Source organism: Achromobacter sp. UMC46, from assembly GCF_014170335.1.
Taxonomy (GTDB): Bacteria; Pseudomonadota; Gammaproteobacteria; order Burkholderiales; family Burkholderiaceae_B; genus Achromobacter.
The window spans coordinates 158,510-175,078 of sequence record NZ_LZZS01000031.1 but is presented as its reverse complement, the minus strand read 5'-3'; the positions used below and the strand labels follow the sequence as shown (position 1 = coordinate 175,078).

Sequence of the window (16,569 nt, the reverse complement as noted above, 5' to 3'; positions counted from 1 at the left end):
TCGATGCCCACCCCCAGCCCGCCCGTCATCACCAGCACTGACAACGCCAACGGCGACCACATCCCCGGCGGCGTCCGCCTGGCGTCCATGTCCGCCACGAACCGATGCATGGCCGCCGAGGCCGCCGGGTCGGCGCCGTCCGCCAGCGCCGCCTCTACCCGGCGGCACTGCGCGATCAACGCATTCAGGCCCGCGCCGGCGGTCGGCATCACAGCCTTGTCACGCCCGGCGCGTGTTCCGCCACCGTGTTGCGCAAGGCCGCCATCGCTTCCTGCACCGCCAGCGGCCTGAAGGCATCTTCACGCCAATACATCGCCACGGATCCAAAGCCCGACAGCCGCACCGGGATGATCCGCATCGCCCGCATCTGCGAAAACCGCAGCGCCGCGCGGTGCGAGGCCACGCCGATCATGTCGCTGTTGTTGATCAGCGTGAGGTTGATCGTGACCGAATTCGACTCCACATGGTCCGGCGGCGGCGCTTGCCCCGCCGCCGCCAGCGCGGCGTCCACCGCATTGCGGATAGGCGTGCCCTTGGGCCACAGGATCCACCGGTACGACAGCAGGTCCTGCCAGCCGGGCTGCTCGATGGCGAACAGCGGATGGCGCGGGCGCGCCACCAGATGGATCGGTTCCAGGTACAGCGCTTCGAAGCGGATGGCGGGGTCGTGGTGTTCGGGCGCCGAGCGGCCCACGACGATGTCCAGGTCGCCTTGGGCCAGTTGTGCCAGCAAGCGGTCCGTCGTGCCTTCGACGAGTTTCACGCGCGCTTGCGGCATGCGTTCCAGCAGCTTCATCACCGCCAGCGGCACCGTGTCGGAGGCCGACGCGCCTGACGCGCCGATCACCACCCGGCCGCCGCCGCCTTCACGCAGCGCGGCCATGTCGGCGCTGGCGCGGTCCATCTGCGACTCGACCCGCTGGGCGTGGGCGATCAGCACATCGCCGTGCGGCGTCGGACGCAGGCCGCGCGCGTGGCGCTCGAACAGCGGCAGGCCGATATCGTCTTCCAGGTCTTTCAGCCACTTCGACAAACCCGGCTGCGTGGTGTTGAGCATCGCGGCCGAATGGCTGATGTTGCGGGTCTGCGCCAGGCTGAGCAGCATCTTCAGATTGCGCAGCCGCAGGCGGTGGGTCCAGTCCATGCGGGCCCTCGTCGGATGGAGGTTGTCTCGTATGTATATTGTTATTCGTATGGATAATAAGATAATTTCATTATTAAACACATAGCTGCTTACGCATAATCGTCTTCATATCTGGACCAGCCGCGACCCACGCGGCGGCCACCCGTAGAAGCCGGCACCAGCCGGACATACTGGAGACAACCATGCCCGACGGCCACACCGCCGGCGCGGATCACGACGCCGACCGCGCCGCTGATCGCGCCGCCTATTACGCGCGCATCGCCAAGAAGCACATGGCTCCCCTGTGGGAGTCCCTGCACAATCTGGTTCCCCGCCAGCCCGCCCCGCGCTGCGTGCCGGCCCTCTGGAAATACGACGACGTGCGCGACGACGTGATGGCGTCGGGTTCGCTGATCACCGCCGAAGAAGCCGTGCGCCGCGTCCTGATCCTGGAGAACCCCGGCCTGCCGGGCCAGGCCAGCATCACGCAAAGCCTGTACGCCGGCCTGCAATTGATCCTGCCCGGCGAGATCGCGCCCAGCCACCGCCACACGCAATCGGCGCTGCGCTTCATCGTCGAAGGCCGGGGCGCCTACACGGCCGTGAACGGCGAACGCACCACCATGCACCCGGGCGACTTCATCATCACGCCGTCCTGGACCTGGCACGACCACGGCAACGCCGAAACGGCGGAAGGCGGCGAGCCCGTCGTGTGGCTGGACGGTCTGGACATCCCGCTGCTGCGCTTCCTGGACGCCGGCTTCGCCGAAAACTACCCCCACGCCACCCAGCCCGTCACGCGGCCCGAAGGCGACAGCATGGCCCGCTTCGGCCACAACATGGCGCCGGTGCGCCATCACGTTTCAAGCGGCACGTCGCCCATCTTCAACTACCCCTACGAACGCAGCCGCGAAGCGCTGGACGCCCTGTACCGCCACGGGGAACTGGACCCCTGGGACGGCGTGAAACTGCGCTACCTGAACCCGGCCACGGGCGGCTACCCCATGCCGACGATGGCCACGTTCATGCAGCTGCTGCCCGCCGGCTTCCAGGGCAAGACCACCCGCAGCACCGACTCCACGGTCTACAGCGTGGTGGAAGGGCGCGGCACCGCGCGCATCGGCGACCAGGAATTCCATTTCGGCCCGCGCGACGTCTTCGTGGCGCCGTCCTGGCTGCCCGTGCAACTGGCCGCGCTGGAAGACGCCACGCTGTTCAGCTATTCGGACCGCCCCGTGCAGGACGCGCTGGGCCTGTGGCGCGAAGAACGCGTCGGCTGAACCCGGCGCCGCGCGCGTTATCCGGTGCGCTACCCGGTGCGCTATCCGGCTTTCCATTTTTCCCTTTCGTCTCCCCAAGGGTGATCCATGCCTTTCGTGTTTGCTCCCGCCGCCCCCGTCTCCGTGCCCATCGACGGCAGCCAGGACGCCTTTCCCGTTCGCCGCGTGTACTGCGTGGGCCGCAACTACGCCGCCCACGCCCGCGAAATGGGCTTCGACCCGGACCGTGAACCGCCGTTCTTCTTCTGCAAGCCCGCCGATGCGGTCGTGCCGGTCGCCGACGGCCAGACGCTGGACCTGCCGTACCCGCCCGAGACCGCCAACCTGCATTACGAGATCGAGCTGGTCGCGGCCATCGGCAAAGGCGGCGCCGATATCGCGGTGGATGACGCGCTGAACCATGTCTGGGGCTACGCCGTGGGCCTGGACATGACGCGGCGCGACCTGCAGATGAAAATGCGCGAGGCCGGCCGCCCGTGGGAACTGGGCAAAGCCTTCGACCACAGCGCCCCCATCGGCCCGCTGCACCCCGCCGGGTCGGCCACCGGCATCGGCCAGGCCGCCATCTGGCTGCAGGTCAACGGCACGGATAAGCAACGCAGCGACATCGGCAAGCTGATCTGGTCCGTCGCGGAAACCATCGCGTACCTGTCCAGGTATTTCCGCCTGGAAGCGGGCGACCTGATCTACACGGGCACGCCGGAAGGCGTGGGGCCGGTCGTGCGCGGCGACACGATGGTCGGCGGCGTGGATGGCCTGGGCACGCTCAGCGTGCGGATGGTCTAAGCATGCGATACGACACCGATGTGATCATCGTGGGCGCGGGGGTGGGCGGCCTGGTGCTGGCGCTGAGCCTGCACCAAGCCGGCATCGCCTGCCGCGTCTACGAGGCCGTGTCCGAGATCAAGCCGCTGGGCGTCGGCATCAACCTGCTGCCGCACGCCACGCGCGAACTGGATGAATTGGGCCTGCTGCCCGCGCTGGACCCGATCGCCGTGCGCACGCGCGAATCCGTCTTCTATACGCGCCACGGCCAGTTCATCTACGGCGAGCCCGCCGGCCTGGACGCAGGCTACGACTGGCCCCAATACTCCATTCATCGCGGCGACCTGCAAATGGCGCTGCTGGCGGCCGTGCGGCAACGCCTGGGCGACGACAGCGTGACCGTGAACGCGCGCTGCACCGGCGTCGAACAAGACGCCGACACCGTCACGGCCCGCTTCCAGGACAACCACGGCAACGCGCTCGCCCCCGTCCGCGGACGCATCGCGGTCGGCTGCGACGGCATCCACTCGGCGCTGCGCAAGCAGCGCTATCCGCAAGAAGGCGCACCCCGGTACTCCGGCGTGAACATGTGGCGCGGCACGACGCGATGCAAGCCGTTCCTGTCCGGCGCCAGCATGGTCCGGGCGGGCTGGCTGTCCACGGGGAAAATGGTCATCTATCCCATCCGCGACAACATCGACGCCGACGGCAACCAGCTGGTGAACTGGGTGGCCGAGATCGAAGCCGCCGAACCCGCCGTGCGCGACTGGAACCGCAGCGGCCGGCTGGAGGATTTCTTTCCCGCATTTTCCGACTGGCACTTCGACTGGCTGGATGTCGCGCGCCTGATCCAGGACGCAGACGCCATCCTGGAGTACCCGATGGTGGACCAGGATCCCTTGCCGACCTGGACTGCGGGCCGCATGACCTTGCTGGGCGACGCGGCCCACCCGATGGTCCCCCGCGGCTCGAATGGCGCGGGCCAGGCCGTGGTCGACGCCCGCTACCTGACCGGCCAATTGAAGCGCCAGGGGCTGACCCCTGACGCATTGCAGGCTTACGACCGCGCCCGGGTGGAGGCCACCACCCGCGTGGTCCTGACCAACCGCAGCAATCCGCCCGACGCCATCCTGCGCGAGGTGCATGAACGGTCCGCCGACCGGCCGTATGCGCACATCGAAGACGTGATCAGCCGCGACGAACTGGAAGGCATGTCGCGGCGCTACAAGCAGGTGGCCGGCTTCGACCCCGTGGCGCTGAAAGCCCGGGCGCCCTACGTGTAAGGCGGACGGGCGCGGCATTGCGCCCGCCGCTGACAACAAACCGGCGCATGACCGGTGACAGGAACAGGAGACAAACCATGAACAAGTTCATACGCCTTGTTGGCGCCGCGGTCCTGGCGTTCACGGCCGCCGCCAGCCAGGCGGCATGGCCGGAGCGGCCCATCACGCTGGTCGTCCCGTTCACGCCGGGCACGGGCATCGACCTGATCGCGCGGCAACTGGCGGCAAGCCTGCCCCGCACGCTGGGCCAGCCGGTCGTGGTGGAAAACCTGGCCGGCGCCAGCGGCAACATCGGCAGCGAAAAGGTCGCGCGCGCCGACGGCGACGGCTACACCTTCCTGGTGACGGTGAACACCTTCGTCATGAACGCCAGCCTCTACAAGGGCAAGCTGCGCTTCGACCCGCAAAAGGACTTTTCGCCGGTCGGCCTGACGTCGTGGGGTTCCCTGCTGCTGGTCACGCATCCGTCCAACCCCGCCAACACTGTCGACGACGTGGTGCGCGCCGCCAGCGCCGCGCCGGGCAAGCTCAGTTACGGTACGCCTGGCGTGGGCACGCCGCACCACCTGTCGATGGCGCTGTTCCTGGACCGCACGCACACGGCCATGCTGCATGTGCCCTACAAGGGCACGGCGGGCGCCGTCACGGACATGCTCGGTGGCCGCCTGGACTACATGTTCCTGCCCGTGCACGTGGCACTGCCGCAAATCAAGGCAGGCAAGCTGAAAGTGATCGCCACGGGCAGCCCGAAGCGCCTGCCGCAACTGCCCGACACGCCCACGCTGACAGAGGCCGGCCTGCAAGGCGCCGATGTGGATATGTGGTACGGCGTGCTGGCCCCCCAGGGCACGCCGCCGGCCATCGTCGACCGCATGAACCGGGAAATCAACGCCATCCTCAAGACGCCGGCCACCGCCGCCGCCTTCGACGCGCAAGGCATGGTTCCCGCGACCTCCGCGCCCGCCGATTTCGGCGCCCTCATCGCCCGCGACGCCAAGCGCTGGGACGACATCGTCGCCCGCACGGGCATCACGGCCGAATAACGCCGCAGCCTACCCCGACCCTCCGCCCCCACCGACGCACACTCCATGCAACTCCACAGCTTCTTCAACAGCTCGACCTCTTACCGCGTGCGCATCGCGCTGGCGCTCAAGGGCCTGCCTTACGAGTATCTGCCCGTGAACCTGCGCAAGCAGGAACAGCGCGCCGCCGGCTATGTGGCCCAGAACCCGTCGGCGGGCGTGCCGCTGCTGGCCGATGGCGACATCCGGCTGTCGCAGTCGCTCGCCATCATCGACTACCTGGACGCCACGCATCCCGAGCCCCGCCTGATCCCGGCCGGCACTGTGGCCCGCGCCCGCGTGCTGGAACTGTCCGACGCCATTTCCTGCGACATCCACCCCGTCAACAACATGCGCATCCTGCGCTATCTGCAGGATGTGCTGGGCGCCACCGACGAACAGAAGACCGCCTGGTACCACCACTGGATCCGCGAAGGCCTGACGGCGGTCGAGGAACTGCTGGCGCGCCACGGGCATGGCCCGTATTGCTTCGGCGACGCGCCCACGCTGGCCGATTGCTGCCTGGTGCCGCAAGTGGCCAACGCGCAGCGGATGGGCTGCGACCTGTCCGCCTACCCGCGCATCCTGCGGATCTTCGACCACTGCAACGCGCAGCCCGCATTCCAGCAAGCCGCGCCCGCACGCCAACCCGACCACACCCAATGACGACGCCCATGCAAGAACCCGATACCCGCGGCGCGCCGCTGCGCGAATACACCGACCCGGCCTACCGCCCCCTGTGCGCCGACCTGGCCGAGGTACGCGCCAACATCGACCGGCTGGACGACGAGATCGTGCGCCTGATCGCCGAGCGCGCCATGTACGTGAAGGACGCCGCGCGCTTCAAGCGGGACGCGTTCCAGGTCAGCGCGCCCGCGCGCCAGGCCCAGGTGTTCGACAAGGCGCGCGCGCTGGCTCAACGCCACAACCGCGGCTTCGAGAATCTTGAGCAAGTGGTGGACGCGGCCTATCGCGCGATGGTCGCCGCCTTCATCGCCAACGAGCAAACCTACTTCAACACCATGAAAGACGTGGGAGACACGCATGAATAAGTCCCGTCCGCTGACGCTGGCCCGCCGCGTGGCGGCGCGCGCCCTGATGCTGGGGCTGGCCGCCACCGCGCCGCTGGCGGCGCAGGCCGCCGACGCGTGGCCCACGCAACCGCTGAAAGCCATCGTGCCCTTCGGCCCCGGCTCCAGCCCCGACCAGGTCGCCCGCATCGTCGGCGAGAAGGCCGGCGCCATCCTGGGCCAGACCATCGTCATCGAAAACAAGCCGGGCGCCAGCGGCAACATCGGCACCTTCGCCATCGCCAACGCCAAGCCCGACGGCTACACCTTCGGCGTATCCATCACCGGCCCCCTGGTGAACAACACGCTGCTGTTCGACAAGCTGCCCTATGCGCCCGCGACCGACCTGTCGCCGCTGACGCTGGCCGTGCACCAGCCCAACGTGCTGGTCGTGCCCGCTTCTGCCGGCATCGGCACCGTGGGCCAATTGCTGGATGCGCTAAAGCAGAACCCTGACAAGTACAACTTCCCGTCGCCGGGCGCGGGCACCGTTTCCCATCTGGCCGTCGAACTGCTGCTGCAGCAGATCGGCGCGCGCGCGACCCATGTGCCCTACCCCTCGTCGCCCGCCGCGCTGACCTCGCTGCTGTCGGGCGATACGCAGTTCGCGGCGCTGCCTCCCATCGCCGTCATGCCGATGGTCAAGGACGGGCGGCTGAAAGCCCTGGCCGTCACCTCGTCCAAGCGTTCCGCGCTGTTGCCCGACATCCCGACGCTGGCCGAAGTTGGCGTGCCTGGTATCGAAGGGTCGGCGTGGATCGGCTTCGTGGTGTCGTCCAAGGTTCCGGCCGATATCCGGAAGAAGCTGTCCGATGCGCTGATCCAGGCGATCCGCGACCCCGACGTCGCCAAGCGGCTGCAAGCGCAGTTCATGGATCCGGTCGGCGGCACCCCCGCTGAATTCCGCGCTTACATGGACGACGAGTTGAAGCGCTGGGAACCCCTGATCAAGAAACTGGGCATCAAGGGCCAGTGACACGCCGGGCCCGCCCGCGACGCACGACAAGCAAGGAGAATCAGATGGTCATCAACGAACCCGCCCGCCAGGTCCCGATCTACGGCGAATACGACGTCGTAGTGCTGGGCGGCGGCCCCGCCGGCGTGCTGGCCGCCGCCAGCGCCGCGCGCAACGGCGCCCGCGTGCTGCTGGTGGAACGCTACGGCTTCCTGGGCGGCATGGGCACGGCCGCTGGCGTGTCCAACTTCTGCGGCCTGCACGCCAACATCCATGGCGACATCCGCCAGGTGGTGCACGGCATGACCAACGATCTTCTGGACCGCATGCGCGCGATGGACGGGTTGAACGATCCGCATCTGATCCTGGGCAAGATCCACGCCCAGGCCTACGACATCTCGGCCTTCAAATGCGCGGCCGACGGATTGGTGCAGGACAGCGGCGCACACGTGCTTTTCCACGCCCTGGCCACCGGTCTGGCGCGCGACGACCACGGCCGCGTGGACGCGTTGTTCCTGGAGACCAAGTCCGGCCGCTGCGCCGTGCGCGCCAAGGTGTTCGTCGACTGCTCGGGCGACGCCGACATCGCGCAATGGGGCGGCCTGCCGTTCGAAAAGGGCGACGAACACGGCCACATGCTCTACCCCACGCTGATGTTCAAGGTGGGCAACGTGGACGGCGCGCGTGCCCAGGAAGCCTGGAAGACCATTCCCCTCTTGATGGACCAGGCTGCGGCCAGCGGTGAATTCACGTTCCCGCGCCGGGGCGCCATCGTGCGTCCGCAAAAGCACGACTACGAATGGCGCGTCAACGTCACGCAACTGGCCAATGCCGACGGCAGCGCGGCCGACGGCACCGACGCCGGGTCCTTGTCGGCCGGCGAACTGGAAGGCCGCCGCCAGATCATGCAGTACCTGGCCTTCCTGCGCGCCAAGGTGCCGGGTTTCGAGAATGCGTATGTGCTGGACATCGCCCCGCAGCTGGGCATCCGCGAAACCCGCCGCATCGTGGGCGAAGCCGTGCTGACCCGCGAACACGTGCTGGGCTGCGCCGACTTCGACGACAGCATCGGCGTGAACGGCTGGCCCTTGGAAATGCACACGGCGGGCGACGTGCAATGGATGTGGCCGCCCATCCCCGAATCGCGTGGCTACAACCAGCTGCCATTCCGGATGATGGTGCCCAAGCGCGGCCCGGGCGTGGCGGACAACGTGCTGGTGGCCGGCCGCTGCGCGTCCATGACGCACGAAGGCCAGTCGGCCGCGCGCGTCAGCGGCAGTTGCTTCGTCATGGGCGAGGCCGCGGGCACCGCGGCGGCAATGGCGCTGCGCGCCGGCATCGCACCGGCAGACTTGCCCGTTGCGTCCCTGCAGGCCCAACTGGAACAGCAAGGCGCCTTCCTTGGCGGCCGCGAATGACGGAACCGGGACAACAACGATGAACCTCTCCTCGACAGCCACGCGCGCAACCCCGTCCGTTATCGTGGTGGGCGGCGGCATCGGCGGCCTGGCCGCCGCGCTGGCGCTGACCCGGCAAGGCATCGCGGTGCAATTGCTGGAGCAGGCCGCGCACATCGGCGAAATCGGCGCCGGCATCCAGCTGGGGCCGAATGCCTTTGCCGCACTGGACGCCTTGGGCGTAGGCCAGACGGCGCGCACGCGCGCGGTCTTCACCGACCACATCATCATGATGGATGCGGTCGACGCCCAGGAGGTCGTGCGCATCGACACGGGCGACGCGTTCCGCGCGCGTTTCGGCGGCCCGTACGCCGTGATCCATCGCGCCGACATCCACCTGTCCATCCTGGAAGCCGTGCAGCAGAACCCGCTGATCCGCTTCCGCACGTCCACCCAGATCGCCGGCATGTCGCAAGACGGCAACGGCGTCGACGTCGTGGATACGGACGGCAACCACTACCGCGCCGACGCAGTCGTAGGCGCGGACGGCGTGAAATCCGTAATCCGCGAGCGCACGCTGGGCGACCCGGTACGCGTGACCGGCCACGTCGTCTACCGCGCGGTGGTCGAGCGCGACAACATGCCCGACGAACTGCGCATCAACGCGCCCGTGCTGTGGGCCGGCCCGCATTGCCATCTGGTGCACTACCCCTTGCGCGGCGGCCAGCAGTACAACCTGGTCGTCACCTTCCACAGCCGCGAGCAAGAGGAATGGGGCGTGCGCGAAGGCAGCAAGGAAGAAGTGCTGTCGTACTTCCAGGGCATCCACCCGCGCCCGCACCAGATGCTGGACCGCCCCACATCCTGGAAGCGCTGGGCCACCGCCGACCGCGAACCCGTCGAACACTGGGGCCAGGGCCGCGTGACCCTGCTGGGCGACGCCGCGCATCCCATGACGCAATACATGGCCCAGGGCGCCTGCATGGCGCTGGAAGACGCGGTGACGCTGGGCGAGGCCGTGCGGCAGTGCGGGCACGACCTGGAGGCCGCCTTCCGCCTGTACGAATCGGTCCGCATCCCGCGTAGCGCGCGCGTGGTCTGGTCCACCCGGGAGATGGGCAGGCTCTATCACGCGCGGGGCGTGGAACGCACCGTGCGCAACATGCTGTGGACCGGCCGCAGCCAGTCCCAGTTCTATGACGCGTTGCAGTGGCTATACGGTTGGAAGGTTGCGACCTGCCTCGCGGCGGCATAACAAAAGCACAAGAGGAGACAACACATGAAGAAGAGCGCTATCGGCGGCACTGCCGCCATCCTGCTGGCGTTGGCGGCATCCGCGGCCCACGCGCAGCAAAAGCCGGTCGACATCGGCTTCATCGGCACGCTTTCCACCCCCGCCGGCTACATCGGCGAGGACGAGCGCGACGCCTTCATGCTGGCCGTGAAGGAAGGCGGCGGCAAGCTGGGCGGCGTGCCCGTCAACGTGCGCGTCGAAGACGACGCCCTCAAGCCCGCCAACGCCAAGCAGATCGCCGACAAGATGGTGCAGGACGGCGTGCGGCTCTTCACGGGCGTCAACTTTTCGAACGTGATGGCGGCCGTCGGCCCCACGGTGCTGAACGCCGGCGGCTTCTACGTCAGCCTGAATGCCGGCCCCTCCAACTACGCCGGCAAGGCTTGCAACCCGAATTACTTCGCCGTCGCCTTCCAGAACGACTCCTACGCCGACACGGCCGGCATCGCGGCCAACGAGCTGGGCGCCAAGCGCGTGGTCGTCATGGCCCCCAACTACCAGGCCGGCCGCGACGCCGTCGCCGGATTCAAGCGCGCCTACAAGGGCGAGATCGCCGAAGAGATCTACACCAAGCTGGAACAGGCCGACTTCTCGGTGGAGCTTGCCCGCATCCGCTCGCTGAACCCCGACGCCATCTTCCAGTTCCACCCGGGCGGCGCGGGCATCAACCTGACCAAGCAGTTCGCCAACTCGGGGCTGTCCGACAAGATCCGGATGATCACGCCGATCTACTCGATGGACGACCGCATGCTGGCCGCCACCGGCACGGCAAGCAAGGGCTTCTATCTGAGCTCACTGTGGAGCGCCGACCTGGACAACGCGCAGAACAAACACTTCGTCGACGCCTTCACCAAGGCCTATAAGCGCCCGCCCACCGCCTACGCCGCGCAGGCCTACGACACCGCAAACCTGATCGCCTCGGCGCTCAAAGCCGTCAACGGCGACGTCACCGGCCGCCCCGACGACTTCCGCAACGCGTTACGGAAAGCCGACTTCCCCACCGTGCGCGGCAAATTCAAGTTCGGCCCCAACCAGCACCCGATCCAGGACTGGTACCTGCTGCACATCGAAGCCGGCCCGGACGGCAAGCTCGTCTACAAGAACCTGAAAGTCCTGGCCCGCGACCACACCGACGTGCACGCGGCGGATTGCAAGATGTAGAGCCGCCTAGTCCTGGCTTTCGCAAAAGCTCAGGCGGTTGCCGAACGGATCGGTGACCGCCAGCACCCGCCCCCAAGGCGCCTCTTCCACACCCGGCCGCATATAGCCGTACTGCGTCGCGGTCAGCTCGGCGTGATAGGCGTCCACCCCCTGCATCCGCACAAACACCGCCGACCCCGGCGTGGCGTCGCCGTGGTGTTCGCTCAAATGCAGGATCAGGTCGCCGCGATGCACCTGCGCATACAGCGGGAAGCCCGCCTCGAAGCGATGCTCCCAGTCCCAGGAAAATCCCAAATAATCCAGATAGAACTCGCGCGCCTTCTCGACCGAGAAGATGCGCAGAATGGGGATGGCGGCGGAAAATTGCATGACGGTAGCCCGGAGGGAATGCGTGAGTATCACAGCATAATCCGGCCAACGAATTCGCAAGAGACGATGGGTTGCGCGCGGCATGCGATCCCATACGAGTGACCACCCGGACGCGCCCGGGGTGCGAGGGGCGTCGATAAGCCCAAGGGAATCTGAAGGAGTCGCCGAAGGCGACGACGAAGATGACGCAGGGGAAGTCCGGAGCGAAGGCTCCGGACCGCAATCGTTGACCCGAGCACCCCGGGCCACCGGCGCGGGGCCTATCCGGGATTTTGTGTGCGGGGCATATCATGAGGAATAAAGATCATGGATATGCCGATGAAGAAGAGACGCACAGCAGCCGCGCAGGCGGCGGCCCGTGGGCCGCTGCCTGAAGTGCCGGCCGAGTTACTGGACCATCTGGTCAAGGGACCGATGACGCCCAGCGAGGTTCAAGACCTGTTCCTGTCGTTCCAGAAAGCGGTAATCGAGCGGACGATGGCCGCGGAGATGAACCTGCATCTGGGATATCGGCCAGGCCAAGACAAGCCCGAAGGCCAGGCCAACGAGCGCAACGGCGCCAGCGGCAAGACGGTGCTGACCGAGCATGGCCCGGTGCGCGTGGAGCTTCCCCGCGACCGGGACGGCTCCTTCGCCCCGATCCTGATCCCCAAGCATGAGCGGCGCTTCACCGGTTTCGATGACCGGATCATCTCCATGTACGCCCGGGGCATGAGCGTGCGCGAGATCCAGGCGTTCTTGGCCGAGAGCTATGGCACCGAGGTATCGCCGGACTTCATCAGCTCGGTCACCGACGAGGTCATGGCCGAGACGATTGCCTGGCAGAACCGGCCGCTGGAAGCGATGTACCCGGTGGTGTTCTTCGACGCGCTGCGGGTCAAGATCCGCGACGACGGCGGGGTCAGCAACAAGGCGGTGTACCTGGCGCTGGGCGTGCAGGCCGATGGCCAGCGCGACGTGCTGGGCCTGTGGGTCGAGCAGACCGAGGGGGCCAAGTTCTGGCTCAAGGTCTTCAATGAACTCAAGACCCGAGGGTGCCAGGACATCCTGATCGCCGTGGTCGACGGCCTGAAGGGCCTGGCTGACGCCATCGGCACGGCCTTCCCGCGCACGACGGTACAGACCTGCATCGTGCACCTGATCCGCAACAGCCTGGATTACGCGGGATGGAAGGATCGCAAGGCCGTCGCTGCCGCGCTACGCCCGATCTACGCGGCCGCCAGCGCACAAGCGGCCGAGCAGGCGCTGCAGGGGTTCGCCGATGGGCCCTGGGGGACCAAGTACCCAACAATCGTTGCGGCCTGGCAGCGGGCCTGGGAGAACGTCACGCCCTTCTTCGTCTTCCCGCCGGACATCAGGCGCGTGATCTATACGACCAACGCCATCGAGAGCTTGAACATGCAATTGCGCAAGATCATCAAGACGCGCGGTCACTTCCCCACTGATGAGGCCGCCATCAAGCTCCTATGGCTGGCGCTACGCAACGTGCTGGCCAAGTCCGTGAGGGCGACCTTCGACTGGAAAGTCGCCATGAACCAGTTTGCTATCCTGTTCGGCGAACGGTTTACTGCGGCGCGGGGATAACAACTTTTAAAACGCCTCGCCCACAAAAATACGGACAGGCTCCCGGCGCGACGGGCGTCTCAAGAACCCGACCCGCCGTACATCAATCAAACAAAATCAATTCAAACTAGCACCAGAAATCTTAACGATCTCCTGATACTTCGCCTTCTCGCCCTTCACAAACTCAGCAAACGCCTCAGACGTCATCGGCGCCGCCTCCGACCCCATGGTCAAGAGACGCTGCTTCACATCCGGCTGCTGCATCGCTTCCGAATACGCCTTGTTCAGCTTCGCCACGACAGGCGCCGGCGTGCCGCCGGTGGTGAACACCCCGAACCAGGTTCCAAGGTCGAACCCCTTGATCCCCGACTCTTCGACCGTCGGCACATCCGCCAGCAGCGACGAGCGCTTCGCCGTGGTCACGGCCAGCGCGCGCACCTTGCCGTCCTTGATCAACGGCGCGGACGCCGCCAGATTGTCGAACATGAAATCCGACTGGCCCGACAACAGCGCCAACTGCGCCGGCGCCGCGCCCTGGTAGGGAATGTGTTCGACATTGATGCCCGCGCGCGCCTTCAGCAGCTCGCCCGACAAATGGCCCGCGCTGCCGTTGCCGCCCGAACCGTAGTTCAGCTTGCCCGGGTTCTTCTTCGCGTACTCGATCAGGTCGGCCAGCGTCTTGATCTTGTTGCGCTCGGCGAACTCCACGTTCATCACCAGCACGTTCGGCACCGACGCCACGATCGTGACCGGGGCGAAATCCTTCACCGGGTCATACGGCAGATTGGCGAACAGCCAGGGATTGATCGCGTGCGTGGCCACCGCGCCCATCACCAGCGTGTAGCCGTCGGCCGGAGCCTTGGCCACCAGGTCGGCGCCGATATTGCCGCCGGCACCCGACCGGTTTTCCACGATCACGGCCTGGCCGAGCGAACCGCGCACCTTCTCGGCCAGCATGCGGGCCATGGTGTCCAGCGGGCCGCCGGGCGGGTAAGGCACGACGAAGCGGATCGGCTTCGTCGGGAAATCAGTAGCCTGCGCCAGCGCGGGCGCGCCGAACGGCAAGGTCGCAGCCAGCGCCACGGCGCCCTGCAGCAAGGTGCGGCGCATGGCGCTACGGGGGGTTTTCGTCATCATGTTGTTCTCCTCACTCCGGATCAATAGCGGTCAGTAGCATACCGCAGGGAGCGGACAGGCGTAACAAAGGGATACGCCTGATATTCAGCCGGATTTCACGCGATTCCGCCTGATTCACCCCTGCGGCGCCGGCCCCTGCATGAAAAACACCCCAAGCGCCGGATCTGCATCCAACGCTTGGGGTGCTTGAATCGACCCGTTCCCGGGATCAGTGCAGGATCTGGCTCAGGAACAGCTTGGTCCGTTCGTTCTGCGGGTTGTCGAAGAACTCGTCCGGGCTGTTCTGCTCGATGATCTCGCCGCGGTCCATGAAGATCACGCGGTTGGCGACTTTGCGCGCGAAACCCATTTCGTGGGTCACGCAAATCATCGTCATGCCGCTTTCCTGGGCCAGGCTGACCATCACGTCCAGCACTTCCTTGACCATTTCCGGGTCCAGCGCGGACGTCGGCTCATCGAACAGCATGATCTTGGGGCTCATGCACAGCGAACGCGCGATCGCCACGCGCTGCTGCTGGCCGCCGGACAACTGGCCCGGAAATTTCTTGGCCTGTTCCGGAATGCGCACGCGCTCCAGGTACTTCATCGCCGTCGCCTCGGCTTCCGCGCGCGGCTTCTTCAGCACCCACATGGGGCCCAGCGTCAGGTTCTCGAGCACCGTCAGATGTGGGAACAGGTTGAAGTGCTGGAACACCATGCCGACGTCCTTGCGGATCGTCTCGATGTGCTTCAGGTCGTTGGTGAGCTCCGTGCCGTCCACGATGATGTGGCCTTTCTGGTGCTCTTCCAGACGGTTGATGCAGCGGATCATCGTGGACTTGCCCGACCCCGAAGGGCCGCACACCACGATGCGCTCGCCTTGCGCCACGTCCAGGTTGATGTTGCGCAACACGTGGAACTGGCCATACCACTTGTTCACGTCCTGCAAACGAATAATGGCATCCGACATGCCTGTACTCCCGTAAATATCGCTGTGCGCGCCCGCCTTGCGGCGGACGCGCGGCATTGGCTAGCGTTTGTGATCAGTCGCAAGACGTTTTTCAAGCGCCTGACTGTACTTGGACATGGAAAAGCAGAACACGAAGTAGATCAGCGAGATGAAGAGATACGCCTCTACGCCGAATCCGCGCCATGCCGCGTCGGACAAGGCCGCCTTGGCCGCCAAGGTCAGGTCGAAGATCCCGATGATCACCACCAGCGACGTGTCCTTGAACAGCGCGATGAAAATGCTGACCAGCGGCGGGATCACGATCTTCAGCGCCTGGGGCAGGATGATCTTGCGCATCTGCTGCCAGTAGTTCAGGCCCAGCGAATCCGCGCCTTCGTACTGCCCCTTCGGGATGGCCTGCAAACCGCCGCGCACCGTTTCCGCGATGTAGGCCGCGGCGAACATGATGATGGCGATCTGCGCGCGCAGGAGCTTGTCGATCGAGAAGCCTTCCGGCAGGAACAACGGCAGCATCACCGACGACATGAACAGCAGGCTGATCAGCGGCACGCCGCGGATCAGCTCGATATACACGACGCACAGCGCCTTGATGGCGGGCATCTTCGAGCGCCGGCCCAAGGCCAGCAGCACGCCGATGGGGAACGCGAAGGCGATGCCGAACGTGGACAGGATCAGCGTCAGGGGCAGGCCGCCCCAGCGCGCGTTTTCCACGTAGGTCAGGCCGAACACGCCGCCCCACATCAGGAGCGCCACGGCCGTCAGGCCTACGGTCCAGATGACGGCCAGCTTCCAGTTCCAGAAACGGCGGATGCCGCTGCAGACGATCACCGCCACCAGGATGACGGTGGCGATCAGCGGACGCCATTGCTCGTCGAACGGATAGGTGCCGAACAGGATCAGCCGGTGCTTCTCGATGATGAACGCCCAGCAGGCGCCGCCGGAAGCCCGGCATTCCTGCGCGCTCGTCGCGTCGAAGTTGGCTTTGATGAACGCCCATTCGACCAGCGCCGGCACTGCCATCAGCAGGAACCACGCAAGCAGTACCGTGATGAGGATGTTCAGCGGCGACGAGAACAGGCGGGATTTGACCCACGGCCATGCGCCCACATGCGTGCTGGGCGGCGGCAGGCCTTCGCTGGGGGTATGCGTAGTGCTGCTCATC

The 16,569-nt window shown here is 66.5% G+C and carries 16 protein-coding genes and 1 pseudogene; 11 read left to right on the top strand and 6 right to left on the bottom strand.

Features of this window, described 5'->3' with window-relative positions:
• Positions 1-209: pseudogene (locus A9973_RS21765) on the bottom strand (hypothetical protein); the annotation flags it as partial.
• A complete protein-coding gene (locus A9973_RS21760; RefSeq protein WP_183015761.1) occupies positions 209-1,144 on the bottom strand; it encodes a LysR family transcriptional regulator in 936 nt (311 codons plus the stop codon). The pseudogene A9973_RS21765 and the gene A9973_RS21760, both read right to left, overlap by 1 nt.
• 182 nt (positions 1,145-1,326) lie before the next feature.
• Between A9973_RS21760 and gtdA the strand changes: the two genes are divergently transcribed.
• The 10 genes from gtdA (at position 1,327) to A9973_RS21710 (ending at position 11,389) form a co-directional block, all read left to right on the top strand.
• Positions 1,327-2,403, top strand: a complete 1,077-nt coding sequence (gene gtdA, locus A9973_RS21755) for a gentisate 1,2-dioxygenase (protein ID WP_183015760.1) — start codon at positions 1,327-1,329, stop codon at positions 2,401-2,403.
• Between the two features lie 87 nt (positions 2,404-2,490).
• The gene (locus tag A9973_RS21750) at positions 2,491-3,189 is read left to right on the top strand and encodes a fumarylacetoacetate hydrolase family protein (protein WP_183015759.1); all 699 of its coding nucleotides are present in this window, start codon (positions 2,491-2,493) and stop codon (positions 3,187-3,189) included.
• A gap of 2 nt (positions 3,190-3,191) precedes the next feature.
• On the top strand, positions 3,192-4,451 hold the full coding sequence (locus A9973_RS21745; RefSeq protein ID WP_183015758.1) for a flavin-dependent oxidoreductase: 1,260 nt from the start codon (positions 3,192-3,194) through the stop codon (positions 4,449-4,451).
• A gap of 77 nt (positions 4,452-4,528) precedes the next feature.
• Complete coding sequence (locus A9973_RS21740) at positions 4,529-5,494, top strand: tripartite tricarboxylate transporter substrate binding protein (protein WP_183015757.1); 966 nt, start codon at positions 4,529-4,531, stop codon at positions 5,492-5,494.
• A 45-nt stretch (positions 5,495-5,539) separates the two neighbouring features.
• Positions 5,540-6,178, top strand: coding sequence for a maleylacetoacetate isomerase (gene maiA / locus A9973_RS21735; protein ID WP_183015756.1), 639 nt, complete (start codon positions 5,540-5,542; stop codon positions 6,176-6,178).
• Between the two features lie 8 nt (positions 6,179-6,186).
• A complete protein-coding gene (locus A9973_RS21730) occupies positions 6,187-6,564 on the top strand; it encodes a chorismate mutase (protein WP_370539520.1) in 378 nt (125 codons plus the stop codon).
• A complete protein-coding gene (locus tag A9973_RS21725; protein ID WP_183015754.1) occupies positions 6,557-7,558 on the top strand; it encodes a tripartite tricarboxylate transporter substrate binding protein in 1,002 nt (333 codons plus the stop codon). Before A9973_RS21730 ends, A9973_RS21725 begins: the two co-directional genes overlap by 8 nt.
• A gap of 44 nt (positions 7,559-7,602) precedes the next feature.
• Complete coding sequence (locus A9973_RS21720) at positions 7,603-8,955, top strand: FAD-dependent oxidoreductase (protein ID WP_183015753.1); 1,353 nt, start codon at positions 7,603-7,605, stop codon at positions 8,953-8,955.
• A gap of 19 nt (positions 8,956-8,974) precedes the next feature.
• Positions 8,975-10,189 (top strand): 3-hydroxybenzoate 6-monooxygenase, encoded by a 1,215-nt coding sequence (locus tag A9973_RS21715; protein WP_183015752.1) that lies wholly within the window; start codon positions 8,975-8,977, stop codon positions 10,187-10,189.
• A 24-nt stretch (positions 10,190-10,213) separates the two neighbouring features.
• The gene (locus tag A9973_RS21710) at positions 10,214-11,389 is read left to right on the top strand and encodes an ABC transporter substrate-binding protein (protein WP_183015751.1); all 1,176 of its coding nucleotides are present in this window, start codon (positions 10,214-10,216) and stop codon (positions 11,387-11,389) included.
• A 6-nt stretch (positions 11,390-11,395) separates the two neighbouring features.
• On the opposite strand, the gene A9973_RS21705 is transcribed toward A9973_RS21710, so the two are convergent.
• The gene (locus A9973_RS21705; protein WP_183015750.1) at positions 11,396-11,758 is read right to left on the bottom strand and encodes a glyoxalase superfamily protein; all 363 of its coding nucleotides are present in this window, start codon (positions 11,756-11,758) and stop codon (positions 11,396-11,398) included.
• Positions 11,759-12,070: 312 nt separating this feature from the next.
• Here A9973_RS21705 and A9973_RS21700 point away from each other — a divergent pair, with 312 nt between their 5' ends.
• Positions 12,071-13,342 carry an IS256 family transposase gene (locus tag A9973_RS21700; RefSeq protein WP_183013799.1) on the top strand — a complete coding sequence of 424 codons (1,272 nt, stop codon included), beginning with the start codon at positions 12,071-12,073 and terminating at the stop codon, positions 13,340-13,342.
• A gap of 96 nt (positions 13,343-13,438) precedes the next feature.
• Here A9973_RS21700 and A9973_RS21695 read toward each other — a convergent pair whose 3' ends face one another.
• The 3 genes from A9973_RS21695 to A9973_RS21685 form a co-directional block, all read right to left on the bottom strand.
• Positions 13,439-14,455, bottom strand: a complete 1,017-nt coding sequence (locus tag A9973_RS21695) for a tripartite tricarboxylate transporter substrate binding protein (RefSeq protein WP_183015765.1) — start codon at positions 14,453-14,455, stop codon at positions 13,439-13,441.
• A gap of 211 nt (positions 14,456-14,666) precedes the next feature.
• On the bottom strand, positions 14,667-15,407 hold the full coding sequence (locus tag A9973_RS21690; protein ID WP_183015749.1) for an amino acid ABC transporter ATP-binding protein: 741 nt from the start codon (positions 15,405-15,407) through the stop codon (positions 14,667-14,669).
• Between the two features lie 60 nt (positions 15,408-15,467).
• Positions 15,468-16,568 carry an amino acid ABC transporter permease gene (locus A9973_RS21685; RefSeq protein WP_183015748.1) on the bottom strand — a complete coding sequence of 367 codons (1,101 nt, stop codon included), beginning with the start codon at positions 16,566-16,568 and terminating at the stop codon, positions 15,468-15,470.
• Position 16,569 lies beyond the last annotated feature (1 nt).

Coding starts and splice junctions, on each gene's coding strand:
- A9973_RS21760 (WP_183015761.1), bottom strand. CDS start 1,144: ATGGACTGGACCCACCGCCTGCGGCTGCGCAATCTGAAGATGCTGCTC.
- gtdA (WP_183015760.1), top strand. CDS start 1,327: ATGCCCGACGGCCACACCGCCGGCGCGGATCACGACGCCGACCGCGCC.
- A9973_RS21750 (WP_183015759.1), top strand. CDS start 2,491: ATGCCTTTCGTGTTTGCTCCCGCCGCCCCCGTCTCCGTGCCCATCGAC.
- A9973_RS21745 (WP_183015758.1), top strand. CDS start 3,192: ATGCGATACGACACCGATGTGATCATCGTGGGCGCGGGGGTGGGCGGC.
- A9973_RS21740 (WP_183015757.1), top strand. CDS start 4,529: ATGAACAAGTTCATACGCCTTGTTGGCGCCGCGGTCCTGGCGTTCACG.
- maiA (WP_183015756.1), top strand. CDS start 5,540: ATGCAACTCCACAGCTTCTTCAACAGCTCGACCTCTTACCGCGTGCGC.
- A9973_RS21730 (WP_370539520.1), top strand. CDS start 6,187: ATGCAAGAACCCGATACCCGCGGCGCGCCGCTGCGCGAATACACCGAC.
- A9973_RS21725 (WP_183015754.1), top strand. CDS start 6,557: ATGAATAAGTCCCGTCCGCTGACGCTGGCCCGCCGCGTGGCGGCGCGC.
- A9973_RS21720 (WP_183015753.1), top strand. CDS start 7,603: ATGGTCATCAACGAACCCGCCCGCCAGGTCCCGATCTACGGCGAATAC.
- A9973_RS21715 (WP_183015752.1), top strand. CDS start 8,975: ATGAACCTCTCCTCGACAGCCACGCGCGCAACCCCGTCCGTTATCGTG.
- A9973_RS21710 (WP_183015751.1), top strand. CDS start 10,214: ATGAAGAAGAGCGCTATCGGCGGCACTGCCGCCATCCTGCTGGCGTTG.
- A9973_RS21705 (WP_183015750.1), bottom strand. CDS start 11,758: ATGCAATTTTCCGCCGCCATCCCCATTCTGCGCATCTTCTCGGTCGAG.
- A9973_RS21700 (WP_183013799.1), top strand. CDS start 12,071: ATGCCGATGAAGAAGAGACGCACAGCAGCCGCGCAGGCGGCGGCCCGT.
- A9973_RS21695 (WP_183015765.1), bottom strand. CDS start 14,455: ATGACGAAAACCCCCCGTAGCGCCATGCGCCGCACCTTGCTGCAGGGC.
- A9973_RS21690 (WP_183015749.1), bottom strand. CDS start 15,407: ATGTCGGATGCCATTATTCGTTTGCAGGACGTGAACAAGTGGTATGGC.
- A9973_RS21685 (WP_183015748.1), bottom strand. CDS start 16,568: ATGAGCAGCACTACGCATACCCCCAGCGAAGGCCTGCCGCCGCCCAGC.